This is a genomic window from Leptothoe sp. PORK10 BA2 (assembly GCF_034932105.1).
In the GTDB taxonomy this organism is placed as follows: Bacteria; Cyanobacteriota; Cyanobacteriia; order Phormidesmidales; family Phormidesmidaceae; genus Leptothoe.
This window is the reverse complement of sequence record NZ_JAYGIG010000003.1, coordinates 26,090-46,733: the sequence shown is the minus strand read 5'-3', so window position 1 is coordinate 46,733 and position 20,644 is coordinate 26,090. Positions and strand designations below refer to the sequence as shown.

The window sequence follows — 20,644 nt, the reverse complement described above, 5'->3', positions numbered from 1 at the left end:
CAGAAGTTGGCTAGGGTTGGTCAGAAGTCTTTGTAGGGCAAGGTAAATGATACGGTGGTGCCTTGCTCTAGTCTACTTTCTACCCGGATGCTGCCTCCATGTTGTTGGATGATGCCACGGCAGATGGCTAGCCCTAGCCCCGCGCCGCCCCGATGGCGAGAATCGGATGCGTCTACTTGATGAAATGCTTCAAAGACACGTTCTAGGTTATCTGCGGGTATTCCTTGTCCCTGGTCGCACACTTGAAACCTGATGTGGGGTGAGGTGGGGGGAAGATTGGGATCTACGGCCTTGCCTGCGATGATCAAAACTGTGCTGCCGGTGGGGGAGAATTTGATGGCATTGCTAATGAGGTTGGTGAGGACTTGTATGATGCGATCGCAATCTGCCCAAACTGAGCAGCTACAGGGGATCGTCTCCAGGCAAATGCCATGCTCCTGGGCCGTAGCCTGTAGCGTTTCGATAGCACTTTGGATGATATCAGCCACGCAACAGGAGCTTGGATTGATCGATAGCTTGCCCAGGGTGATTTGCTGCAAGTCGAGCAAGTCATTGACTAACTTCGCCATCCGCTCAGTATTATTCATGGCCATGGCCAGCAGGTGTTGACCTTCCGTAGAGCTCGGATCGAGGGAGTTATGGGTGAGGAGCTTCAGGGCCCCATGGATAGTGGTTAACGGCGTGCGCAGCTCGTGGCTAACGACGGAGATTAGCTGGTCTTTTTTCAGTTCTATCGCTTTGCGATCGCTAATGTCGTGCACCAGTACAAAGAAGCCCTTGACCTCACCATCGACTAACCGATCGGGGACAAACGTGGCACTCATCCAAAACAGAGACTGGTCGGGCAGTGTCCCTTCCTGCTCAAAGGTGACCCCCTTCCCCGATAGCACGTCTTCAATGGGCATGCGAATCTGTCGGTAAGTATCGGTGCCTAGCACTTCCCACAGATAGCGCTCCACAATATCTGTGTTGGACATCCCCAACCAATAATTGTGGGGGCGATTCGCATAGACCACCTGCTGCTTAGCATTGACATAGGCCAGGAGTATGGGCAAAGAATCGGTCACCATCCGCAGCTGTGCTTCGCGCTGTCGCAGGGCTTCCTCAGCCTGCTTTTGAGCCGTGATATCTCTGCCTGCTGACTGAAATTGAAAAAAGTTACCCTGATCGTCAAATAGAGCACGATGCACCCATGACTGCCAGCGGATCTGCCCATCGTCTAAGGTGACGCGATGCTCAAGGGTGCTCACCGGCTGATTTTGATCTAGGGTCGCCAACTGCCGCATCACCATAGCTAGATCGGCGGCCACAATTGGGTCAAAAAAACTTGTGCCGATCACAAATTCTGAGGAGCGGTCGAAATACTGACAAAATGCCTGGTTGGCAAAGGTTAATCGGCCATCGGCCAGGGAGCGGCAGATCAGCTCGGTCTGGTCTTCCACAATGGCTCGGTATCGCGCCTCACTTTCTTCCAGAATCATGGCCACCTGGCGCTGCTGGGTTAGGTCGCGAAACAACCAGCGAAACCCTAACAGCTGCAATCGATGATCCCAGATGGGTGTGATGGTAAAAGACCCATATAGGGATGACTTTTGGTGAGACCGCAGACGTAGGTCGAAATTCTGAAAGGCTTCGCCCTGCTGCAGTCGGTTGAGCAACGTATAAAACCTTTGGCTGTCTGCTGGGACAATCAACGCCCCCAGGGGCTTACCCACCAGGAACTGCGGACGTCGATTGGTCAGGGTGGCAGCCGCCCGGTTAACTTGTGCAATTATTCCCTGATGGTCGGTGACGATGTAGCCATCGGGGGCCAAGTCAAAAAGATCAAAATACTGCTGGCGCTCTGTGGCGAGGGTGATCTGGGAGACCTGCAGCTGGTCATGGTGCTCAGATAGCTCTTCTGACAGCACATGCACTTCTTCCAGGGCATTGGACAGTTCATCTAGGGTCTGGGTGAGAATGTCCTTGGGGACATGTTCCTCTGCAGTTTGCTGAGCTAGCCCAACTAGCCGTTGTTGTGCCTGTTCAAATTTCTGGCCAAAAATATCTAAATACGATGTCATGGTGTTTAAAACAATCCTGAGGGGGCAGGATTGGACCTAATGCTTTAAGGAGAGTCATTAAAAGGAGCTATTACGCGGTTCTATTTCGATGGGCCAGTTTAGTCTGGATCATGGATGGCAGGGAAATTTGTGGGGTAATTCCTAAATGATACAAGGCATCCATAGGGATGACGGCCTACCGCTACTGCTCTAAACATACAAGGGTTCCGCCCACTTGGATTGGGTGTAAGGCAGCTACAACTCACTGCTAGGGCTATCTCTCTCCATTAGGAGAATGACTCCCTGGCGTTGATTATCAACGCCGATCAGGGGAGTACAGGTGACTCGGCAGGTAAAGGCTTGGCCGCGACGGTTGATCGTTTCTAGCACTACCTCCGTGCGATCCGCGCCGTTGAGGCAGGCGCGGATCGCTTCACGGAGCTGATCGACGGGGAGCCCAATGTCTAAATTCCAGAAGGACTGTCCTTCTACCTCTTCGGTGCGCAGACCCCAAAAGTCTTCAGTTTGCTGGTTCCAGGTGAGAATATTAAACTGCCGATCGAGCACTGCCACACCGGCATTGATGCTGGCCAAAATTGAGTTGAGGTAGGCATTGGCCTGGTTGGCTTCGTTGGTGCGTAGCCGGAGTTCGTCGTTGATGGTCTGCAGTTCTTCGTTGGTGGACTGGAGTTCTTCGTTCATGGTTTCCAGTTCTTCGTTGGTGGACTGGAGTTCTTCATTAGTGGTTTCCAGCTCTTCGTTGGTGGACTGGAGTTCTTCATTGGTGGTTTCCAGCTCTTCGTTACTGGACTGGAGTTCCTCGTTGGCGGTTTCTAAATCCTGACTAGAGCGCTGTACCTCGGTTTGGAGGTCATGGTAAAGGGTGACATCGGTAAAGGAAATGCTAACGCCGAGAAGCTCGCTATCGTTTTCCCGCAGCGGCGTTAGCTGCACATCTAAAAATTGGATGGTGTCATCGGGTAGGGTGCGGGCTACATCTTGAAGTAGGCTCGGCTGCTGCCCAGCGTAAACTTGTTCAATCAAAGAGCGCAGCTCTAGGGGGCGATAGGAAATTTCCAGATCCTGAAGCGGCCGCCCCAGGTCTTGTCGGTTAATGCCAAAGGTACTGCGGGCCAGGTGATTGGCTATGATTAGATTGCCGGTTCTGTCTACTACGATCTGGGCGACAGCACCAACGTTGAAGGCCGCATCCCTCAACTGTCCTTGCTCTACTAGGCGACCGCTGGCTTCTTGGTCCCCGCTCTGGCTAAGGACCAAGAGGTGGTCGCGCCGGCTGACGCTAGAGACTTTTTTGAAAATTCGGTGCTGCAGATTGATCGGGGTAAATAAATTGCCATGGGTGAGTAGCATCTCAGCTTTACCTAAAAAAATTGCCCCGGCTGGGTTGAGGGCAAAGTGCAGCCGAGCCAAAATGCGACCCTGGGTTTCTGCATTGAAATACATCAGGGCATTGCGGCAAATCAGTAAATCAAGGCGAGAAATGGGGGCATCTTGCACCAGGTCATGGCGGCCAAAAATGACGCTCCGCCGTAGATCGGTGCGAAAGGCATAGGTGCCTTCTGTTAAGGGCTCAAAGTATTTGTTTCGCAGTGCTGGAGGGATAGCCTCGAGGGCAGAGGCAGGGTAGCTGGCATGACGGGCTTCCGCCAGGGCTTCGTCGTCGACATCAGTGGCGTAGATTTTAACCCGTTGACGAAATTGTACTGGCCCCAGAATTTCGGTTAGGACCATGGCTACGGTATAGGCTTCTTCGCCAGAGGCACAGCCTGCACTCCAAATGCGGATGGGTTCGTCCGGTGGTTTTGCCAGCAGCAGGTCGGGCAGTAATTCGTGCCATAGGTAGTCCCAGGCAGGCTGATCCCGAAAAAACGAGGTGACGTTGATCAAGATCGTATTAAACAGGGCGGTGAATTCCTCGGGATGTACTTCCAGGTAGTCGAGGTATTCCCCAAAGGTATCGAGGTTGCGGGTTTGCATTTGCTTGGTGACCCGCCGCTGCAGCGACGATCGCTTGTACCCAGTAAAGTCAAACCCACGGCTGTGTCTGAGAAACTCGAGGAGGGCTTCAAAGGTTTGGGCTTCGTCCTGGGGAGGGGTCATGCAGGGTCTCCGGTTGTCACCAGGGTGATCAAGGCTAGGGCAATTTCAGATAACGGTAGCACGAAGTCCACTGAGCCCGTTCTGATGGCTGTTTGGGGCATCCCTGAGAAGGCTGCGGTGTTGGGGTCTTCAGCAATCACAGTGCCCCCCATGGCTTTGATGGCTGTGACCCCCATGTCGCCATCGGTGCCGGTGCCGGTTAAAACGACGGCGATGGCTTGGTGTTTGTAGCTAGCGGCGACGGAGTCAAACAGCAGGTCTGCCGAGGGGCGCACAAAGTGCACTAGCTCGGTCTGGGTGAGGGAGAGGGTGCCGTCTGCGTTGACTAATAAGTGCCGATTGGGCGGGGCGATGTAGATACTGCCCGGCTGCAGGCGATCGTTTGCTTCGGCTTGTTTGACGGTTAGGGGAGTGCGGCGGCTGAGGATGTCGGCCATCAGGGAGCGGTGCCGGGGGTCCAAATGCTGGACCACGACGATGGGGACTGGAAAGTCTATGGGTAAACCGCCCAGGACGATGCTAAGGGCGTTGAGACCTCCGGCGGAGGTTGCGATCGCAACAATCTCAAACGCAGCTTGCTTACCTTCAGCCGGGTCAATAAAAACAGGGTCATCCATGGTTTCTCAGTGTTCCAGTGGTAACGCCTTTGAAAAAAATGACTTGAACATGCGAGCCTGTCTCCCAACGACTCCAGTTGCTATTGGGGGCTCCCTATAGTGCAAGCTTACCTGTAACTCACCTTGTCAGCATCTTTTAAGTGAAGTCATCTTGCAGACCAACAGTGCAGCTCAACAACGCAAAAAAAGAGCCACCCCCGTAAAGGGGTGACCCAGATGTTCCAGGAAACTTAACAAAAAACTCGACCGGGCCTATAACCGCGCCTGTTCCAACAGCCAAGATGCCGACCAAAACCGTACTGCACCATCCGCGCTGCTACTCATCAACATCTTCCCCTCATCCCCAAACTCCACACTCCACACGGCCTTCCTGTGGCCCTTCAGGGTCTGCACCAGCTGATGGTTTGTAGTATCCCATAGATTCACCGTACGGTCATAGCTACCGCTCGCTACCGTCCGACCATCGGGACTAAACGCCACTGAATATACTGCACGATCATGGCCCACAAACATGCAGGTGGGCTCAAATTTCTGCAAATCCCACAAAATAGCCATCTTATCCTGGCTGCCGCTCACTAGCCTTTGACCATCGGGACTAAACGCCAGATCCCATACCGTACGCTTGTGCCCATGGAGGGTAATCTGCTTTGCCCCGCTATGCACATCCCACACATGGAGCATGCCGCGACGGTCGCCACTGACCAGGGTCTTGCCATCGGGGCTGATGGCCACTGATGTGAGGCCATGGGGATGCTTAAATGTGCGCAACAATTCCCCAGACCACACATCCCAAACCTTGGCCGTTTTATCAAAACTACCGCTGACCAACAGCAGGCCATCTTCACTCATAGCCAAGGATTTCACATCATCCGTGTGGCCCACCAAATCGTGTAGCATCTGCCCTGTGATCAAATTCAAAATTTGAATGTGGTTGTCCCAACCCCCACTAGCCAAAAGTTTGCCCCCTGGACTGAACACCACATCCTCCACCGCATCGGCATGGATCAGGTGAGATTGCAGACGGTTGCCAGACCCTGAATCCCATAGGTTAACCGTGCCATCAAAATCACCCGTGGCAAATACCTGACTCTTTGGATGCACGGCACTGGCATAGGCAACCCTGTCAGTTAAAACTGTTTGCCTGGAGCCAAATCGACTATCAAAGCCAAAGGATGCATAATCATCCGCAACACCTGGGGTAACATCGGCTATACCCATACGGCTGGTCACGCTGGGAGCAGCCAGGTCTACCCCCAACGTGATGCAGGCAGCCCCTAAGCCTATGAGGGCAATGGTTTCAAATTTTGAACCCTTCTTTTTACCTTTCTTTTTGCCAGTTTTTTGGCTACTGGACTTGTGAGTTTGGTATTGCTTCGACGGACAGGTCGCAGTTTTTTCCAGCAAGAATGACCCGTTGGCAGATTTAGTTTTTTTGGACGTAACGATCATGATTTAGTGATTGCACCACAGCAGATGTTCAGAAAACTCTTAGCCCAGAAGACAGGTAAGTCTCTAGTACAGTGTCAGAGCTAAAAATTGGAGTTGGTCATCCATAACGATTGAAGAGTGAAGGGGTAAAGGGTAAATCTTTACCCCTTCACTCTTCATGCTCTTGATTCCAACTCTAAGTTTAGGCAAAGCACCAGTCGTAGGTATTGCCCATGGCAGAGGGTGTCAACAATCCCCCCTCAAAAAACCTTCTAGGGTATGGTTGACAACACTCAGACAGTAACAATTGGGATACTGTTCAGTTGGAATTTCAGTTGGAATTCGCTTTAGCCAGGGCTTTTTGAAACTCTGCCCCTTTGCGCATCAAGAACAAAGATGTAATGGACAGAATTCCCACAGCGGCAATGGGAGTGACCAGAGTCCACTGCCCCGACATTTTGTTAATCACGTGCCAGGCTAAGAGGAACATCGCCCCATAGGTCAAGGTATGGAGTCGTTTCCAATTTTGTTTTAGCCGCTTCATGCTCCAATCATTGGAGGTGGCCGTTAATAGCGTAAAAATAATCAACGTTGACAGGCCTTCGGCGCTGGCTCTGTAGGTATTGACATCAAAAAAGTCGAAATTGCGCTTACGAATGACGAAGTAGGCGTGGCCCACAGCCATCACAAATGCGAATATGCCAATGGCGCGTCGCTGTTTTAGCAGCCAACGAACAGCATCATGGGTTTTGAATGCAGGAAATACAATCCGGATTATTGTCGGCACTAGGGTTGCAACATAAGCCACTAGTGATAGCAGCCCCAAATAGTTTCCAAGGGGCGCAGAATCGAATGGTAGACGCATTTTCAGGTAGAACACTCACAGGTCAATTGATTAAATTGAAGATGCAAAACCTTCCCAAATGTCCGGTGTAATTATTCAGTTTCAAAGGCTATTGCCATAGATCCAGGTTGTTGCCCAGGGTTCCAACTATGACATGGTTGGCAAGCCATGGTTGGCAAAATTCTAAACCAACGCTGCCAACTCAGACAGATTTATGGACCCCATCCAAACAGCCGACCAAGCTAAAACATCCTTCTAAACTTCCACTCCAAAACAAATAGAAAGTGTGAGACGCACCCATTGTGTCCCCATAAAAAAGAAGCATTTGCCATCCACTGTTGGATATACGGGCTCAACCCAGGGGTCAAACACATATTTACAGTGGGTCTACAGATGTTCTAACTTAGGAATATATGGTAAAGCAGACCAGTTTCTTGGATTGTATAATCCGGATACTTTATGGAAAGCTTATCATATCTTTCGCAAATCTTAGAGATTGTGTAAATTAACCCATGAATGTGCTTGACATTCGGTCGCATTTATGGGTTAGCCTGTAAGGAGATTGCATTTAGAGAAAAAGGTGATGATATCTAAACCTTGTCTAACTCGAAAGCTGGAGTTTCCCTCACCCTTTCCCTCACCCTTTCCCTCACCCTAAATCCCTCTCCCGTGGGGAGAGGGACTTTGATGCCCCGCCTCCCCAGTCCATAGAGCGATGGTCGTTGCTGATTTAGAGGATGAACTGCTCTGTTGGAAATACCATGTATAGAATACAACGCATAAAGCCCTTGGTATCCAATGACGAGATACCAGGGGCTTTATGGGTTAGTTATGAGCCAGTCATCGCTTGTGGCTTAGCCACTGGCTGGCCGTCTAGGATTAAAGCACTAGGATGAGAGAGCCTGCTGATAAGCCGACTCCTTAGGAATCAAGCCAAGGGGCAGTGAGGCTAGTGCTTCACTAGCCGATGCAAACCGCAAATGGTGATTAGGACTCACCATACGCTCAAACAGTTTGACAATTTGGGCATCAGCCTTCACCAAATCTGTCAAATTACCCTGACCGCTAACCTCCACTAACCACTCTGGAGTCTGGCCTGTTAGGGATTGCAATACGATCATGCCAATGGAATAGATATCACTATTAAATTGGGGATTGCCCGCCCGCTGTTCAGCCGGTTGATACTGTCCTTGTCTCAACAAAGCCTGACGATAGGGCAATGAATGGGACCTGAAGTTAACCAACATCCGCTTCAATAAACCGTACTGCACTAGAACAATCCGACCGTCGGATTGACGACGCACAAAGCTATCGGGATGACACTCACAATGGACCATTTGGCCCTGGTGAAACGGATGTACCGTACTCAACAAACTGTGGGTTAACTTCAGGACAAATCCCATCGATTGGGCACTGCCTAGTTCCTGGGTCAACGATGTCCCTGCCACATAAGCCTGCACCCAGTAAAAAGTGTCATCTTGCTCAAAATAATCCAGACAGGTGGCGATATCATCATGGCGACTGATCACCTCCAAGAAACTCATTTCTGACTCTAGGGAGCTACGCACAAGACTCAGCAGGGCAGGGTTGTTGACGGGCAGCTTAAACGTATTGATAATGACTGAACTAGGGGAATCAACCGTTAAGTCTTTGGCCAACATACATTGCCCAAAGGAACCGTTACTCAGTACCTGGATGATCTCATAGCGATTGTTTAACAGTCTGCTGGATGATTGGAGAATGGTAGGAATTTGGCTGGGAATTTGGCTGAGGGTATGGGGCGAACTACGACTCTGTAGGGTTGAGAAGGCGGAGTTTAAAGCATCTACCCGTGAGAACTGTGGAGTTGTTGCCTCGGCTTCTGCTGGTGAGGTTCCCCTGAGTAATGTCTCAACTTTGGCTAAAAGACTCTTGAGGACAATGGGCTTTGTATCATAGTCATTGCAGCCTGCTTCCAAGGCTGTTTTCCAGTTGCCTGTTTTAGTTTTAGGGGTCAGCGCCAGCACAGGAATATCCATTGTCGCGACAGAAGCTTTAAGAATCTTGATGGACTGCCACCCATCTATCCCCGGCAAATCTGTATCTATGATGATCAGGTCCGGCTGGTGCTCAATGGCTAATACCACCCCTTGATCACTGTCGGTTGCCACTAAAACATGGTATCCACAATGCCGCAGACGTCGTTCCAGCATCTTGCGATTTAGCGCATTGTTTCCTACTAATAAAACCGTAGACATATTAAATAATAAGGATGGATTTTAAACGCTCAATGATGTCTGAACTAGGGTATCAATTTAAGCCGGGAAATCCTGGCTGGGTGGGGAGTCAAGGGTCAGAAGCCAGAAGCCGGTAAGGCACTGAATTCTGACCCCTGAATTCTGAATTCTGTCCTTGGGAAAACGTCCCGCTTTAAGTTGATACCCTGAACTTATTCTGGATAAGACTTATAGAGACCTTATAGGAGGCTTTAAAGACTTAAACTGCGGCACATACTTGTAATTCTTCTAGGAAGTTTTGTAAGTTCAAATCATTACGATAGTAAATACTTTGAATATCATCGGCGATTTGGATGCTCACTTCTGTTTCGATAGCTGAGTTAGCCATGGCGATAATGGGGATTTCTTCAAACTGTGGTGTCTGCCGCAGGGTCTTGATGCACTGAATGGCATCGGACTCTAAGCTTAAGTCGACTAATACTAAGGTAGGCAGTTCCGATTTAGAGAGGGTAACGGCATCGGCGCTGTTATCCACACATTTGACTATCCAGTTTTCCTGTTTCAGCATCCGGGTAACGATTTCTTCGTTCTTTTCTTTTGCTTGCAGTAGCAAAATCCAGGGCTTTTTATCTGGGACTAACTCGCTGCCTCCTTCAACGGTTTGGGGTAACCGTAGGGTAAACTGAGATCCTTTTTCATACTGACTTTCTACTATGACGTCTCCCCCCATCATGGTGGCAAACTGTTTGGTAATGGTCAGGCCAAGACCCGTCCCCCCAAACTGTCGAGTGGTTGAGTTATCGGCTTGGGCAAAGGCTTCAAATATGGTTTTCTGTTGCTCGAGGGTCATGCCGATCCCTGTATCTGTGACGATGAAATCAATCCAGTCCCGATCTTCATGGATGTTGGAAGACACAGTCAGGGCAATGGTGCCTTTATGGGTAAACTTGTTGGCATTGCTCAACAGGTTCAACAGACTTTGGTACACTTTGGGCCGATCCGCCACGATTGCATCGATATATGTGTCATGGTGAACAATTAGCTTATTCCCGTTTTTCTGTATTAGCGGATTGAGTACATCTACCACCTGTTCCACTAAAAAGGAAATTGAGAATTCCTCTAGGAACAACTCCATGCGACCTGATTCAATCTTCGATAGGTCGAGCACCGAGTTAATTAAGTTGAGTAGCTGTTTTCCCGCCTCTTGAATGCGGTACAGATCGATCTGGGCATCTTCCTCAGACAGATTTTCGGCATCTTCAGCCAACATCTCACTGTAGCCAATAATGGCATTCAGAGGTGTGCGTAGCTCATGGCTCATATTGGCCATGAAATCACTTTTTGCGCGGGTGGCGGCCTCAGCATTTTCTTTGGCATGGTTCAAAGACTGTTCCCTGAGGACCACCTCATTAGCCATGTGCTCAAACGCTCGGGCTAGTTGACCAGGTTCATCTTTACGGGTGATTAGGTTACTGAGTGAGGTTGATTCATTGGCCGCATCCGATAGGTTGACTCGTTGACCCAGGCTAATGTCACGGATCAGTTTGCTGAGCTGCCCCAGGGGGTTAATCACGGTGGTCATGAGCAGTCGATTAATGACGCCAATAACCACGGCAAATACGCTGATAAAGATAGCAACCACCAGCAAAAGGTAACGATTGCCCTGGGCAAATACTTGGCTAGAGGGTAAATATATGGTTTGGGCAGCAACGGTTTCTCCTAGCTTCCAGCCAAAGCCATTTTTGCTACCGTAGGTGTTAATCATGCTGGCGGGGGCTGCGGAAGGTATGCTATGACATTCGAGGCAGCTTTCTTTTGAAATGGTGAGGGGCCGGCTAATGTACAGCAACTTGGCACCGTCCATATTACGGTAGCCCTTGAGCTCTTTTAGCTCAGAATTTGCCCGAAACTGATTAACAATCTGAGTTTCGAAGTCATCCGCCTGATCTCTTGGGTTTGTTGGGTTTAGGGTGGCTTCCTTATAAAGAAAATGTTTGTAGGTATCTTCGGTGCGAAAATTTTCGAACACTTCCCGTGCCGCATAGGCGGGTACGGTTTCTGGAATAAATTCTGAAGATTCAGCTAGTTTGTTTGCCAACTGAGGACTGACCTTACCACTGGTGTAGTCTCTGACAGCGTTCATGGTCTGGATTAAGATCTCAGCCCGCTGTACGATTTCTCCTTCGGCTTTCTGACGCATGGCAGCTGAAAGGATTAGCCCACTGGTTAGAATGCCAACGAAGAAAATAATCGTCAACATTTTGGTAAATTGACTACCTAGGCTGGAAAGATGGCGTTTGGTCCTCATAGCGTGTGGCTCACCCTTGGAAAAGTTAGATCAATACGTGGATACTCTATTGATTAATTATGTGTTGAGACATCGTTACACCAGCAGGGTGACGCGCTGGTAAAATCAACAATTTATATATATGTAGGCGTTCTCTAAACTATTCTGATTCTGTCCTGGTTAGGTGAAGGGTTTAGGACAGTGGGGAGCCCTATCTTGTGATTTTGAGCACAGTGCCTTCCCAGAGACTGGGTCAATTTTCTGCGCCCGCTCTTAACCAATAGCCTTTATGCCCCCAAATTCCCTGGGTAGTCTCTACCGCAGGGCCGTAATTTGCCAGGCCTGTTGTTCGTTGGTTTCAATGCTGGGGGTCAGGGTAATGAGGTCTTGAATATTGCGCTCCATGGTCTGGCAGATTTCGTTTAGGGGGAGATCGTTGAGGTCGCAACCAAACGGATTTTCTATTTCTAGACCAATTTCTTCTACGCCAAAAACTGCAAAGGCCACTAGGGCCACCACTGGGATTGTCCATCCATTTAGCTCGCTCACTATCTGGAATGGTAGGGCCATGCAGTACATCACCAACAGCTGTTTAAGGTGAATGGAGTAGGACAGGGGCAATGGTGTTTTGAGAATTCGTTCACAGCCGCCGAGGGTGTCCACTAGGATATTGACCTGTTGGGTCATGGCTTGGAATTGGTAGGGGTTGATCCGTCCCTTGAGCTGTTGGATCTGGAGGTAGTCGTTAAGCCAAAAGGCTATTTCTAACGGTGGGTTGTTCATGCCCGAGAGCTGATCGATTTGGGCAGGGGGTAGCAGATGGGTGAGTTCTGGGGCGCAGGGCTGGTAGCGTAGGTGTTGTTTGGTCGCGATCGCAAACCCCAACAGCAGCTTCAATGCCTGTTCCTTAGACTGGCGGCTGGTATCTACCGAAACCCAGATCTGGCGGGCCAGGTTGCGAACGGTGTTGATCATGGTGCCCCACAGCTTGCGGCCCTCCCAAAAGCGCTCGTAGGAAGTATTGGTGCGAAACACCAGCAGCAAACCCAACACCAGGCTGGGAACCACACTGCTCAGCACGGGCCAGGAAACGGCAAAACCCGCCTGGTGTAATAGGGTGATCCCCAGGGCAAACCCGGTACACATACCCACCCGAGGCATCACTGCCCGGATGACGGAACCGCGTATACAAAATAGGGTTTTAAACCAAGGTCGACGATCTTGTGCCATGGGTATTTTTTAGGGCATGGGAACAATGTTAGCGAATATCATAGCCAAACAAATTGGGGTCCGCTTCACCCATCTCCAGATCTCCTAGACCATATTCTGTCCAGCGTCGTTCTACCATGGCGGCCACATCGGGGTCAGACTTGAGTTCGTCCCCCCATTCGTGATCGGTTTCCGGGGGTACCTTGGTGGTGGCGTCAATGCCCATGCGGCCGCCCAGGCCCAATTTCTCATTGGCAAAGTCCAAGGAGTCAAAGGGATTGTCCGCCAGGATAAAGACATCGCGGCTGGGGTCCACCTTGGAGGTGAGGGCCCAGATTACTTGGCGAGGGTCGCGGATGTTGATGTCGTGGTCGACGACGATGACAAACTTGGTGTAGGTAAACTGGGGCAGGGCGGTCCAAAAGGCCATGGCGGCGCGGCGGGCCTGACCGGGGTAGGACTTTTTGATGGAAATGACGGCGGCCTTGTAGCTGAGGGCCTCCATGGGCAGGAAGAAGTCTACAATTTCAGACACCTGCTGCCGCAGGATGGGCGTGTAGATGCGGTTGAGGGCGATGGCGATCATCGCTTCTTCCTTGGGGGGCCGACCGCTAAAGGTGGTGAGATAGATGGGATTTTTGCGGTGGGTGACACATTGAAACCGCACTAGGGGGGCGGCCTCATTGAGGGGGCCGTAGTAGCCCATGTGGTCGCCAAAGGGACCATCGGTGGCTACTTCTCCGGGGGTGATGGTGCCTTCTAAAACAAATTCTGAGGCGGCGGGCACTTCTAGGTCAATGGTTTTGCATTTGGCTAAATGCACACCGCTGCCGCCGTACAGTCCGGCAAACAGCCATTCGGACAGGTCCACGGGGATGGGGGTGGCGGCGGCCATGATGATTAGGGGATGGACACCAATTGCGATCGCAATCTCCAATTTCTTCCCATTTTCCGCCGCCTTACGCAAATGTCTCGCCCCACCCCGCACCGACAGCCACTGCACCGTCATGGTGTTTTTGCTTTGCAGCTGCAGACGATACACCCCCACATTGGGAATGCCGGTTTCACAGTCCTTAGTAATCACTAGCCCCAGGGTGACCACCTTGCCGCCATCCTGGGGGTAGGGCTGGATCATGGGAATCTGGGTCAGATCCACCTCGTCCCCCTTCAGTACCACCTGATGACAGACAGGTAGCAAGTCCCGCTGGGGTTTGGCCTTGATCACATCAAAGAGAACCTTCCCAAACTCAATAGCCTGGGAGATTTTCTTAGGCGGTTTGGGCTGTTGTAGCATGCCCAGCTTTTTACCCAGGGTTTCCAATTCTTCGGGGCGTTCCATCCCCATGGACCAGCAGGTCCGCTCTAGGGTACCGAGGAGATTCACTGCGATGGGGTAGGGAGACCCCTTAACATTCTCAAACAGTAGGGCGGGGCCACCGCACTGGAGCATGCGGTTAGAGATTTCGGCTATTTCTAGCTCAGGGTCAACTAGGGCTTTGATGCGGCGCAGTTGGCCACGTTGTTCGACTAAGTTGATAAATTCGCGGAGATCTCGGGCCATGGGGGAAATGAGTTGGGTCGGTAATGGGTAGTCACTTCCTTATTATGGGCGTAAATGGGCTGGGGGGCTGTTGTGCTGCGTGCCCTCCAGCCCCTAAAAAACACTCTAAACGTTAGGCTAAACGTCAGATTGTCTATTCCACTTCTGACACCATCACCTCATACCGCCCATAGTCTTTGTCAATGGAGGTGATCACCCTGAGGGGACGCACTTCACCAGGGAGCATCGGGGCGTCGCTGCCGTAGACAGCGAGCACGTCTTCGCTGAGGATCAGCTTGCCGCTCAGATTGTAGAAATTGACCTGGAACTTCAGCTGGCGAATGGCACTGTCGCCTATATTGGTGACCGCCCACTGGGCATCGAAGTAGGCGCTATCGGTAATGTCATAGCTATTGAGGTTTTCGGCACGGGCCCCGAGGGAAAAGGTGGGTTGCCCAGCTTTTGGGGCCACCCATTCATAGGGAATAGGTGTTTCCTGGGGGTAGGCATCAGGGGCGGGCAGCTGGTCCATGGTAAGGACGTTTAGGCGAACAGCGGCTAGGTCTGGGGTGGTTTTGTGGATCAGGTCAAAGGCATGGTAGTCACCGGGGCGGACGGTGGCGTTATTGTCGGCGATGGCTTCTTTACTCTCGCTTTCGAGGATCTCACCGTTGCTGTCCAAATACTCCACCTGGAGCTGCAGCGCGTCTATTTCCTGTTTACTAGTGTTTTGCACCACGGCCTGCAGGGTGTAGTAGGAGGAGTCCTTGTAATTGTCTAGCCTGGATTGCCGTGGATCTAGGGTTAAACCGTCTTGGGCAAAGGTGATGGGAATGTCGGCGGCGGGGGCGATGGCGGGCTCGGTGGTGCCAGGTTCCGCTGGGGGGGCGATGGCGGGCTCGGTGGGGCCGGATTCCGCTGGGGGGGCGATGGGGTCGGCGGCTAGCTCAGTCTCTTGAGCCTGCTCTACGGCCGAGCGGGTGGTGACTATATCCATCACCGGCCTAAAGGCGACCACTCCCAATATGGCGGCTAAACTTAGCCAAATCAGTCTTTGACGACTGTTCGCCTCATGTTCCAGGGAGCTAATTAGGATCACCGCACCTTCGTCGCTGGGTCTAATGTCCAGACAGCGCTTGGCGAGGGCAATGGCCTGCTGTTTGTCGGCGGCCTTTTTTTGCTTGCCATACCGCTGATCGTAGGCGTAGGCCAGGGTTTGTAGGCTTTCAAAATGCAAGGGGGCTAACGCGGTTGCCTGGGTCAGTTCGTCAATGGCTTCATCCAGACAGTCAAAGTCTAGATAGTTCCGCCCCCGCTCAAAGTGATCCTGGGCCTTTTGCTCAACGGCAGCCATGTCGTCCGTCCCTAGACCGACTTCTTCGGCTAGGGCCTTTAGACTCTCGGCAGTCATCGGTTCCTTCCACTCAAGTAACCGTTGAATATAGGCTTCAATAATCAGATCGCGCCCCATGGGGAACTCCGTTGACGTTGTTAGTTGGCTCCTTCCCACGATAACAATACGGATCCAGGAACGACTATCTAGTTTGGGTCTCCTCAGTGAATTTACGATGTATTGTTAGGCTGGGGTTGCCTACGTAAATTTACGAAGCCTTAGTAGACTACAGGGTATCCATTGTGTATCAGGTATGTATCAGGCTGTTAGGATGCCCTCGGCTTAGCCCTAATTGACTTCTAAGCTACTCGGCCTCTAAGACCGACACCTTATAGCGTTCATAGCCGCTGGAAACGGACTTAATGACGCGGAACGGGCGAACTTCGCCGGGTAGCAGCGGCGTATCATTGTTATCAATGACGATAATCTCTTCACTCTGCAAGGGGCGACTGTTGGCATCGTAAAAGTCTGCCTTCAGCTTAAGTTCACTCAGGGGGTAATCGCTGGTATTAATAATCACCCATTCGGCGTTAAACGTAGGGCTACCTGACTCTTTACTTGACTGGGGTTGGCTGGGGTTAGGCTTTTTGGCCTGAGCCGCTGCCTGAGACGCAACAGCCCCGGCGGGGTTAGCCCCACTAGGGCTGTTGGGCGGAGCAGCCAGGGGCTGGGTGACCAGGGCCGCTGTCACCGCTGGGCCAAATTCTTCGCTGCGGCTAGCGAGTTCAAAGCTAATGTTTTCGGGTGCTAAGGAGCCCCAACTGTAGTTGATCGGTGTGGGGGGGACGTAGGTGTTGCGGGCAGTGGCCTGCTCAATGTCGCTGACAGTGAGGCGAATGGTGTCTAACTCAGGGGTGATTTTTTGGATCAGGCTGAAGGCGTGGCTATCACCGGGGCGCACCATGGCATCACTGGCGCCAATGGCTCGGTTGGTCTTGGTTGCGATCGCAACCCCATTCTTATCTAAAAACTCCACCTTCAGGGTAAGTTGGCGAAATTCCTGATCGGTGGAGTTCACCAAGACCCCTTGAAACTGATAGTAAACCTCATTGTCAAAGTCCCCCAGCTCCGATCGGCGTGCTTCCAGCACCAACCCAGAATGCTCAAACACCACGGGAATATCCACATCCGCCGCCCTATCAAAGGCAGAGGCCTGCGCTGGAGACGGAGTGGTTGGTTCTGCCGGTAGGTCCTGGTTGTCGTCCTGGTTGTCGTATATGGCAGACCCAGGGACGACGGTACCAGGGGTTGGCCCTAGGATGACCGATGGGCCCGCAAACATCGGCAGACGACTCACCACCATCACCCCCAACCCCAGGATCGCCAGTCCCCCAGCTGCCACAGCCAGCTTCTGCCGGGTCCACCTGGATAATTTTTCTTGGGTATTCGCTGTGGTGTGCTCCAGAAAGTCAATGATCACCTGGGCTTCTTGATCATTGGGCTTCAGTTCTAAGCAGCGTCTGGCCACCAGCAGGGCTTGCTGCCGATCGGCTGGATCACTGCCCCGGTTGTAGCGCAGGTGATAGACATTGGCCAGGGCATTGAGAATATCCAGGTTCAGGGGGTCCAAGGAAGTGGCCTGGACCATCTCCTCAATGGCCTGATCCAGGTAGCCAGATTCTACGTACTTACGCCCCCGGCTAAAATGCGCTTTAGCCTGGCGCTTAACCGCATGCATTTCTGCCGGGGTAATCCCCACTTGTTTTGAGATCGTGGCCAGTACATCTGAATTCACCGGCTTTTCCCAGGCCACCATGCGTTGGATATACGCCTCAATGATCCGATCTCGATCCATATAATTCGCCTACTCCATGGCGTTGCCCAATGGTTAACACAGCAACACCTATTGCCTATCTATTCAATCGATTCCGCACTGCCCCCTATAGATAGGAATAAAGATAGGGATAAAATCCAACTAAATTTCCATAAAGTCTTTGTAGGGCCATCCAGGGATGGCCCTACAAAGACGATCAAAGCCGTTTGCTACGGCCTGTTTGCTAAAACCGGGTATCAACTTAAGCCGGAAAATCCTGGCTAGGTGGGGAATCAAGGGCCAGAAGCCAGTGAGGCCCTGATGCCTGACTCCTGACTTCGGAATACTATCCTGGGGCAAACGTCCCGCTTTGAGTTAGTACCCCTAAAACCTACTTATTTCGAGCTAAACAGCTCATATTGTTCAATGTCAGTCACCGTTACCCGAACGCTGATCAAATCCGGGGTAATTTTATGGAACAGCTTAAACGACTGGGTATCGCCCGGCCAAATGATTGTTCCAGGGTCAGTCACAGCCACCGGATTGATGGTGGAAATGGCAACACCATCGCCATCTAACATTTCCACCTTTAATTTCAGCATTCTCACTTCTTGACCGCTGTCATTGATCACAATGCCATGCAGCTTGTAATAATCCTCACCTTCATATTCCCCTAATCGCGACAGCCGAGGTTCAATCAATAGGCCAGGATGGTCAAATGTAACTGGAATATTAGGCCCTGGATCAAAGGCTGGGTTACTTACCGGTTTGTCAGGGCTAGATGGCCCCTCGGCAAGTTCTGTCCCGGCCTTAGGCTCCGTTGCCGCATCAGCAAATCCAGGTATACGGTCTAGGTTCGCCAACCCCACCATCACCGCCACTACGCTGGCGGAAAAAACAGCCACAGTCGCCGCTGCCGACGCCACTGCTTGAGGATAAACGACGGGTTGCTGTAGAAAAACAATCAAGAGCGCAATTTTTGTTTTTGTCCGTCGAGATATTTTCTTGGGGCTGAAGGCATTTTCCAGAAAGCCAATCAATATAAAAATGTTCGGCTTTGTCTGATGAAATGAGATTTGGGCACTGGTATGATTTTCCAGATCTTTAATTAAGGCTTGGGCCCTTTTGTCATTGGGCTTCAGTTCTATACAGCGCTCAGCCATGAGTAACGCCTGTTGTCCATAGGCCTGGCTGCTGTCCTGTTGGTAACGTTGATAATAAATATCGGCGAGGGTGTGGAGCACCTCTAGATTGATCGGATCTAGGGCTTGGGCCTGGGCCAGTTCATCAATCGCCCGGTCAAGCAGGTCAAACTCTTGGTGGTTCAGGCCACGGACAATATGGCCCTCCACCTTGAGCTGGATTGCATCCAGTTCGCCCTGGGTAATGCCCACTTCAGCGGCAATGGTCGCCCGGGTGGATGGAGTGATGGGCTGTTTCCAGGCTAGAAGTCGCTGAATATAAGCCTCAATAATGCTAGCGCGAGCCATAGTCTACTCCGTTTCAGCCATTGGTTGGAGGGTAGATTGCGTAATCGGCTTTTCCTAGCCAGCCACCGTTGAAGATAAACCTTGTCCACGTTCAGAATGGTCGTTTTGCCTACGGAGAACCGAAAGGTTTCACCTGGGCTTTGGTTTAGGTGTCAAAAATACTGGCGCGACCTGTCACATGCCCTCTCTGTTTATGCATTCATTCTTTTTGATACTAGATAAGGATAAAGTTTTGACTAAATAGATGAAGAAATGAAGGGGTATCAACAGCCAGTGAGGCCCTGATTCCTGACTCCTGACTGCTGAATACTATCCTGGGGAAAACGTCCCGCTTTGAGTGGGTACCCAAATAAATTTGAGTGGGTACCCAAATAAAGTAGTTAGAACGTTGTCAGGGTTTGAAACCAATTATTGAAACCAATAACAGATGACAATGCGGCGCTAAACTACAACGTGGCTGTGTAGTTTCCTCTCAACGGTGTCCGCTAACCTTACCCTTGACCAGTTACGCTCCATTAAGGGCCAGCTCGACCTCGTGCTGCTTGCCCTGGAAACTCTTGTGGGTATTGGGTCCGAGGCGATTTTGGACCAGGCAAAAGTACTCCAGTTAAACACTCTGCTGTCGGACCGGGTTAACCTGTGGCGGTTGCGGCAGTCGAGCCCATTGCGCAAGGGCCAAGGTCGGAAAAAGCTGGATGTGGATGAAGCTCGGGCCTTGGTATTAATTACCGCCCAGCTGGCAGGCCAGCATCGGCAGACCATCCACCAGGCGATCATTGCCTTAGAAAAAGCTACAGCGGATGGTACACCGCCCCATCGAGTGGCCATCTTGGGGGACTATCTGGATCGGTTTAGTAATACCTACGCTGAGCGGATGGACTCGGTGGAGCAGCCCGACACCCTGGAAAAACTAGCCTTTCAATTGCTGATCGACCTACTGTTTTATAGCGGTGGCGGGGGGCCGCAGCGGCTGTGGCAGGCGCTGTTAGATCGGGCCGAGTAGTAGTGCTTATGTGCTACAGGTGTCTTGACACCAGCTTTTACCCTACAAAAAGCTACAGATTTGGCTGGGGGTAAGTTTAGTCCGATAATAGGTGGGTCAAAAACGCAGTCTGAATTCAACCTTGGCATGACCGCAGACTTCCTTAAAGGGACAAACCTCTACCTGGTGGGCATGATGGGCTCCGGCAAGACCACCATCGGCAAACATCTGGCCCACCTGCTTAACTACCGCTTTATCGACACGGACGATGTGATTGTGCAGGCCACGGGCCAGAGCATTAATCAGGTGTTTACCGAGCAGGGTGAAGCGGCTTTTCGCGATCTTGAAACCCAGGTGCTGGCTCGGGTGGCTCCCTATACCCGCACGGTGATTGCCACCGGCGGCGGCATGGTGATCAAACAGGAAAACTGGGGCTACCTGCATTTGGGTCTGGTGGTGTGGATCAATGTTTCCATTGATGAACTGATGCTCCGCCTTAGCCGTGACACTTCTCGACCGTTATTAAAGGATGGCAACCTGCGCGATAAGCTGACGACGCTATTGGAGCAGCGCCAAAATCGCTATGCCCAGGCCGATGCCACAGTGGTATTTCAGTCGGGGGAGAAGGTGGGTGCGATCGCACAACGCACTCTAGAAACCCTCCAAACCGTCATCGCCGAAAACCCCGCCACCAGCAGCACCCTTAAACAACCCTAATTCCC

Annotated in this window: 14 protein-coding genes; 2 read left to right on the top strand and 12 right to left on the bottom strand. The window is 51.5% G+C overall.

Annotated elements, in window-relative coordinates; translation table 11 throughout:
* Positions 1-20: 20 nt before the first annotated feature.
* The 12 genes from VB741_RS01690 to VB741_RS01635 all read right to left on the bottom strand — a co-directional run bounded on the left by VB741_RS01690 (position 21) and on the right by VB741_RS01635 (position 18,940).
* Positions 21-2,063 carry a PAS domain S-box protein gene (locus tag VB741_RS01690; RefSeq protein WP_323363404.1) on the bottom strand — a complete coding sequence of 681 codons (2,043 nt, stop codon included), beginning with the start codon at positions 2,061-2,063 and terminating at the stop codon, positions 21-23.
* A gap of 234 nt (positions 2,064-2,297) precedes the next feature.
* Positions 2,298-4,163 (bottom strand): CheR family methyltransferase, encoded by a 1,866-nt coding sequence (locus VB741_RS01685; protein ID WP_323363403.1) that lies wholly within the window; start codon positions 4,161-4,163, stop codon positions 2,298-2,300.
* Complete coding sequence (locus VB741_RS01680) at positions 4,160-4,780, bottom strand: chemotaxis protein CheB (RefSeq protein ID WP_323363402.1); 621 nt, start codon at positions 4,778-4,780, stop codon at positions 4,160-4,162. The genes VB741_RS01685 and VB741_RS01680 overlap by 4 nt, the downstream gene beginning before the upstream one ends.
* 252 nt (positions 4,781-5,032) lie before the next feature.
* Positions 5,033-6,229, bottom strand: a complete 1,197-nt coding sequence (locus VB741_RS01675; RefSeq protein ID WP_323363401.1) for a WD40 repeat domain-containing protein — start codon at positions 6,227-6,229, stop codon at positions 5,033-5,035.
* Between the two features lie 310 nt (positions 6,230-6,539).
* Positions 6,540-7,016 (bottom strand): ferric reductase-like transmembrane domain-containing protein, encoded by a 477-nt coding sequence (locus VB741_RS01670; protein WP_323363400.1) that lies wholly within the window; start codon positions 7,014-7,016, stop codon positions 6,540-6,542.
* 923 nt (positions 7,017-7,939) lie between these two features.
* Positions 7,940-9,289 carry a response regulator gene (locus VB741_RS01665; RefSeq protein WP_323363399.1) on the bottom strand — a complete coding sequence of 450 codons (1,350 nt, stop codon included), beginning with the start codon at positions 9,287-9,289 and terminating at the stop codon, positions 7,940-7,942.
* Between the two features lie 238 nt (positions 9,290-9,527).
* The gene (locus VB741_RS01660; protein ID WP_323363398.1) at positions 9,528-11,576 is read right to left on the bottom strand and encodes a c-type heme family protein; all 2,049 of its coding nucleotides are present in this window, start codon (positions 11,574-11,576) and stop codon (positions 9,528-9,530) included.
* Between the two features lie 294 nt (positions 11,577-11,870).
* The gene (locus VB741_RS01655) at positions 11,871-12,785 is read right to left on the bottom strand and encodes a bestrophin family protein (protein WP_323363397.1); all 915 of its coding nucleotides are present in this window, start codon (positions 12,783-12,785) and stop codon (positions 11,871-11,873) included.
* 28 nt (positions 12,786-12,813) lie between these two features.
* Positions 12,814-14,325: a UbiD family decarboxylase gene (locus VB741_RS01650; protein ID WP_323363396.1), complete on the bottom strand. Its 1,512-nt coding sequence runs from the start codon at positions 14,323-14,325 to the stop codon at positions 12,814-12,816.
* 133 nt (positions 14,326-14,458) lie between these two features.
* Positions 14,459-15,775, bottom strand: coding sequence for an FxLYD domain-containing protein (locus VB741_RS01645; RefSeq protein WP_323363395.1), 1,317 nt, complete (start codon positions 15,773-15,775; stop codon positions 14,459-14,461).
* Positions 15,776-16,001: 226 nt separating this feature from the next.
* Positions 16,002-17,492 (bottom strand): hypothetical protein, encoded by a 1,491-nt coding sequence (locus VB741_RS01640; RefSeq protein ID WP_323363394.1) that lies wholly within the window; start codon positions 17,490-17,492, stop codon positions 16,002-16,004.
* A gap of 353 nt (positions 17,493-17,845) precedes the next feature.
* The gene (locus VB741_RS01635; protein ID WP_323363393.1) at positions 17,846-18,940 is read right to left on the bottom strand and encodes a tetratricopeptide repeat protein; all 1,095 of its coding nucleotides are present in this window, start codon (positions 18,938-18,940) and stop codon (positions 17,846-17,848) included.
* A 478-nt stretch (positions 18,941-19,418) separates the two neighbouring features.
* Between VB741_RS01635 and VB741_RS01630 the strand changes: the two genes are divergently transcribed.
* Both VB741_RS01630 and VB741_RS01625 read left to right on the top strand, forming a co-directional pair.
* Complete coding sequence (locus tag VB741_RS01630) at positions 19,419-19,943, top strand: DUF3038 domain-containing protein (protein WP_323363392.1); 525 nt, start codon at positions 19,419-19,421, stop codon at positions 19,941-19,943.
* Positions 19,944-20,069: 126 nt separating this feature from the next.
* Positions 20,070-20,639 (top strand): shikimate kinase, encoded by a 570-nt coding sequence (locus tag VB741_RS01625; RefSeq protein ID WP_323363391.1) that lies wholly within the window; start codon positions 20,070-20,072, stop codon positions 20,637-20,639.
* Positions 20,640-20,644 lie beyond the last annotated feature (5 nt).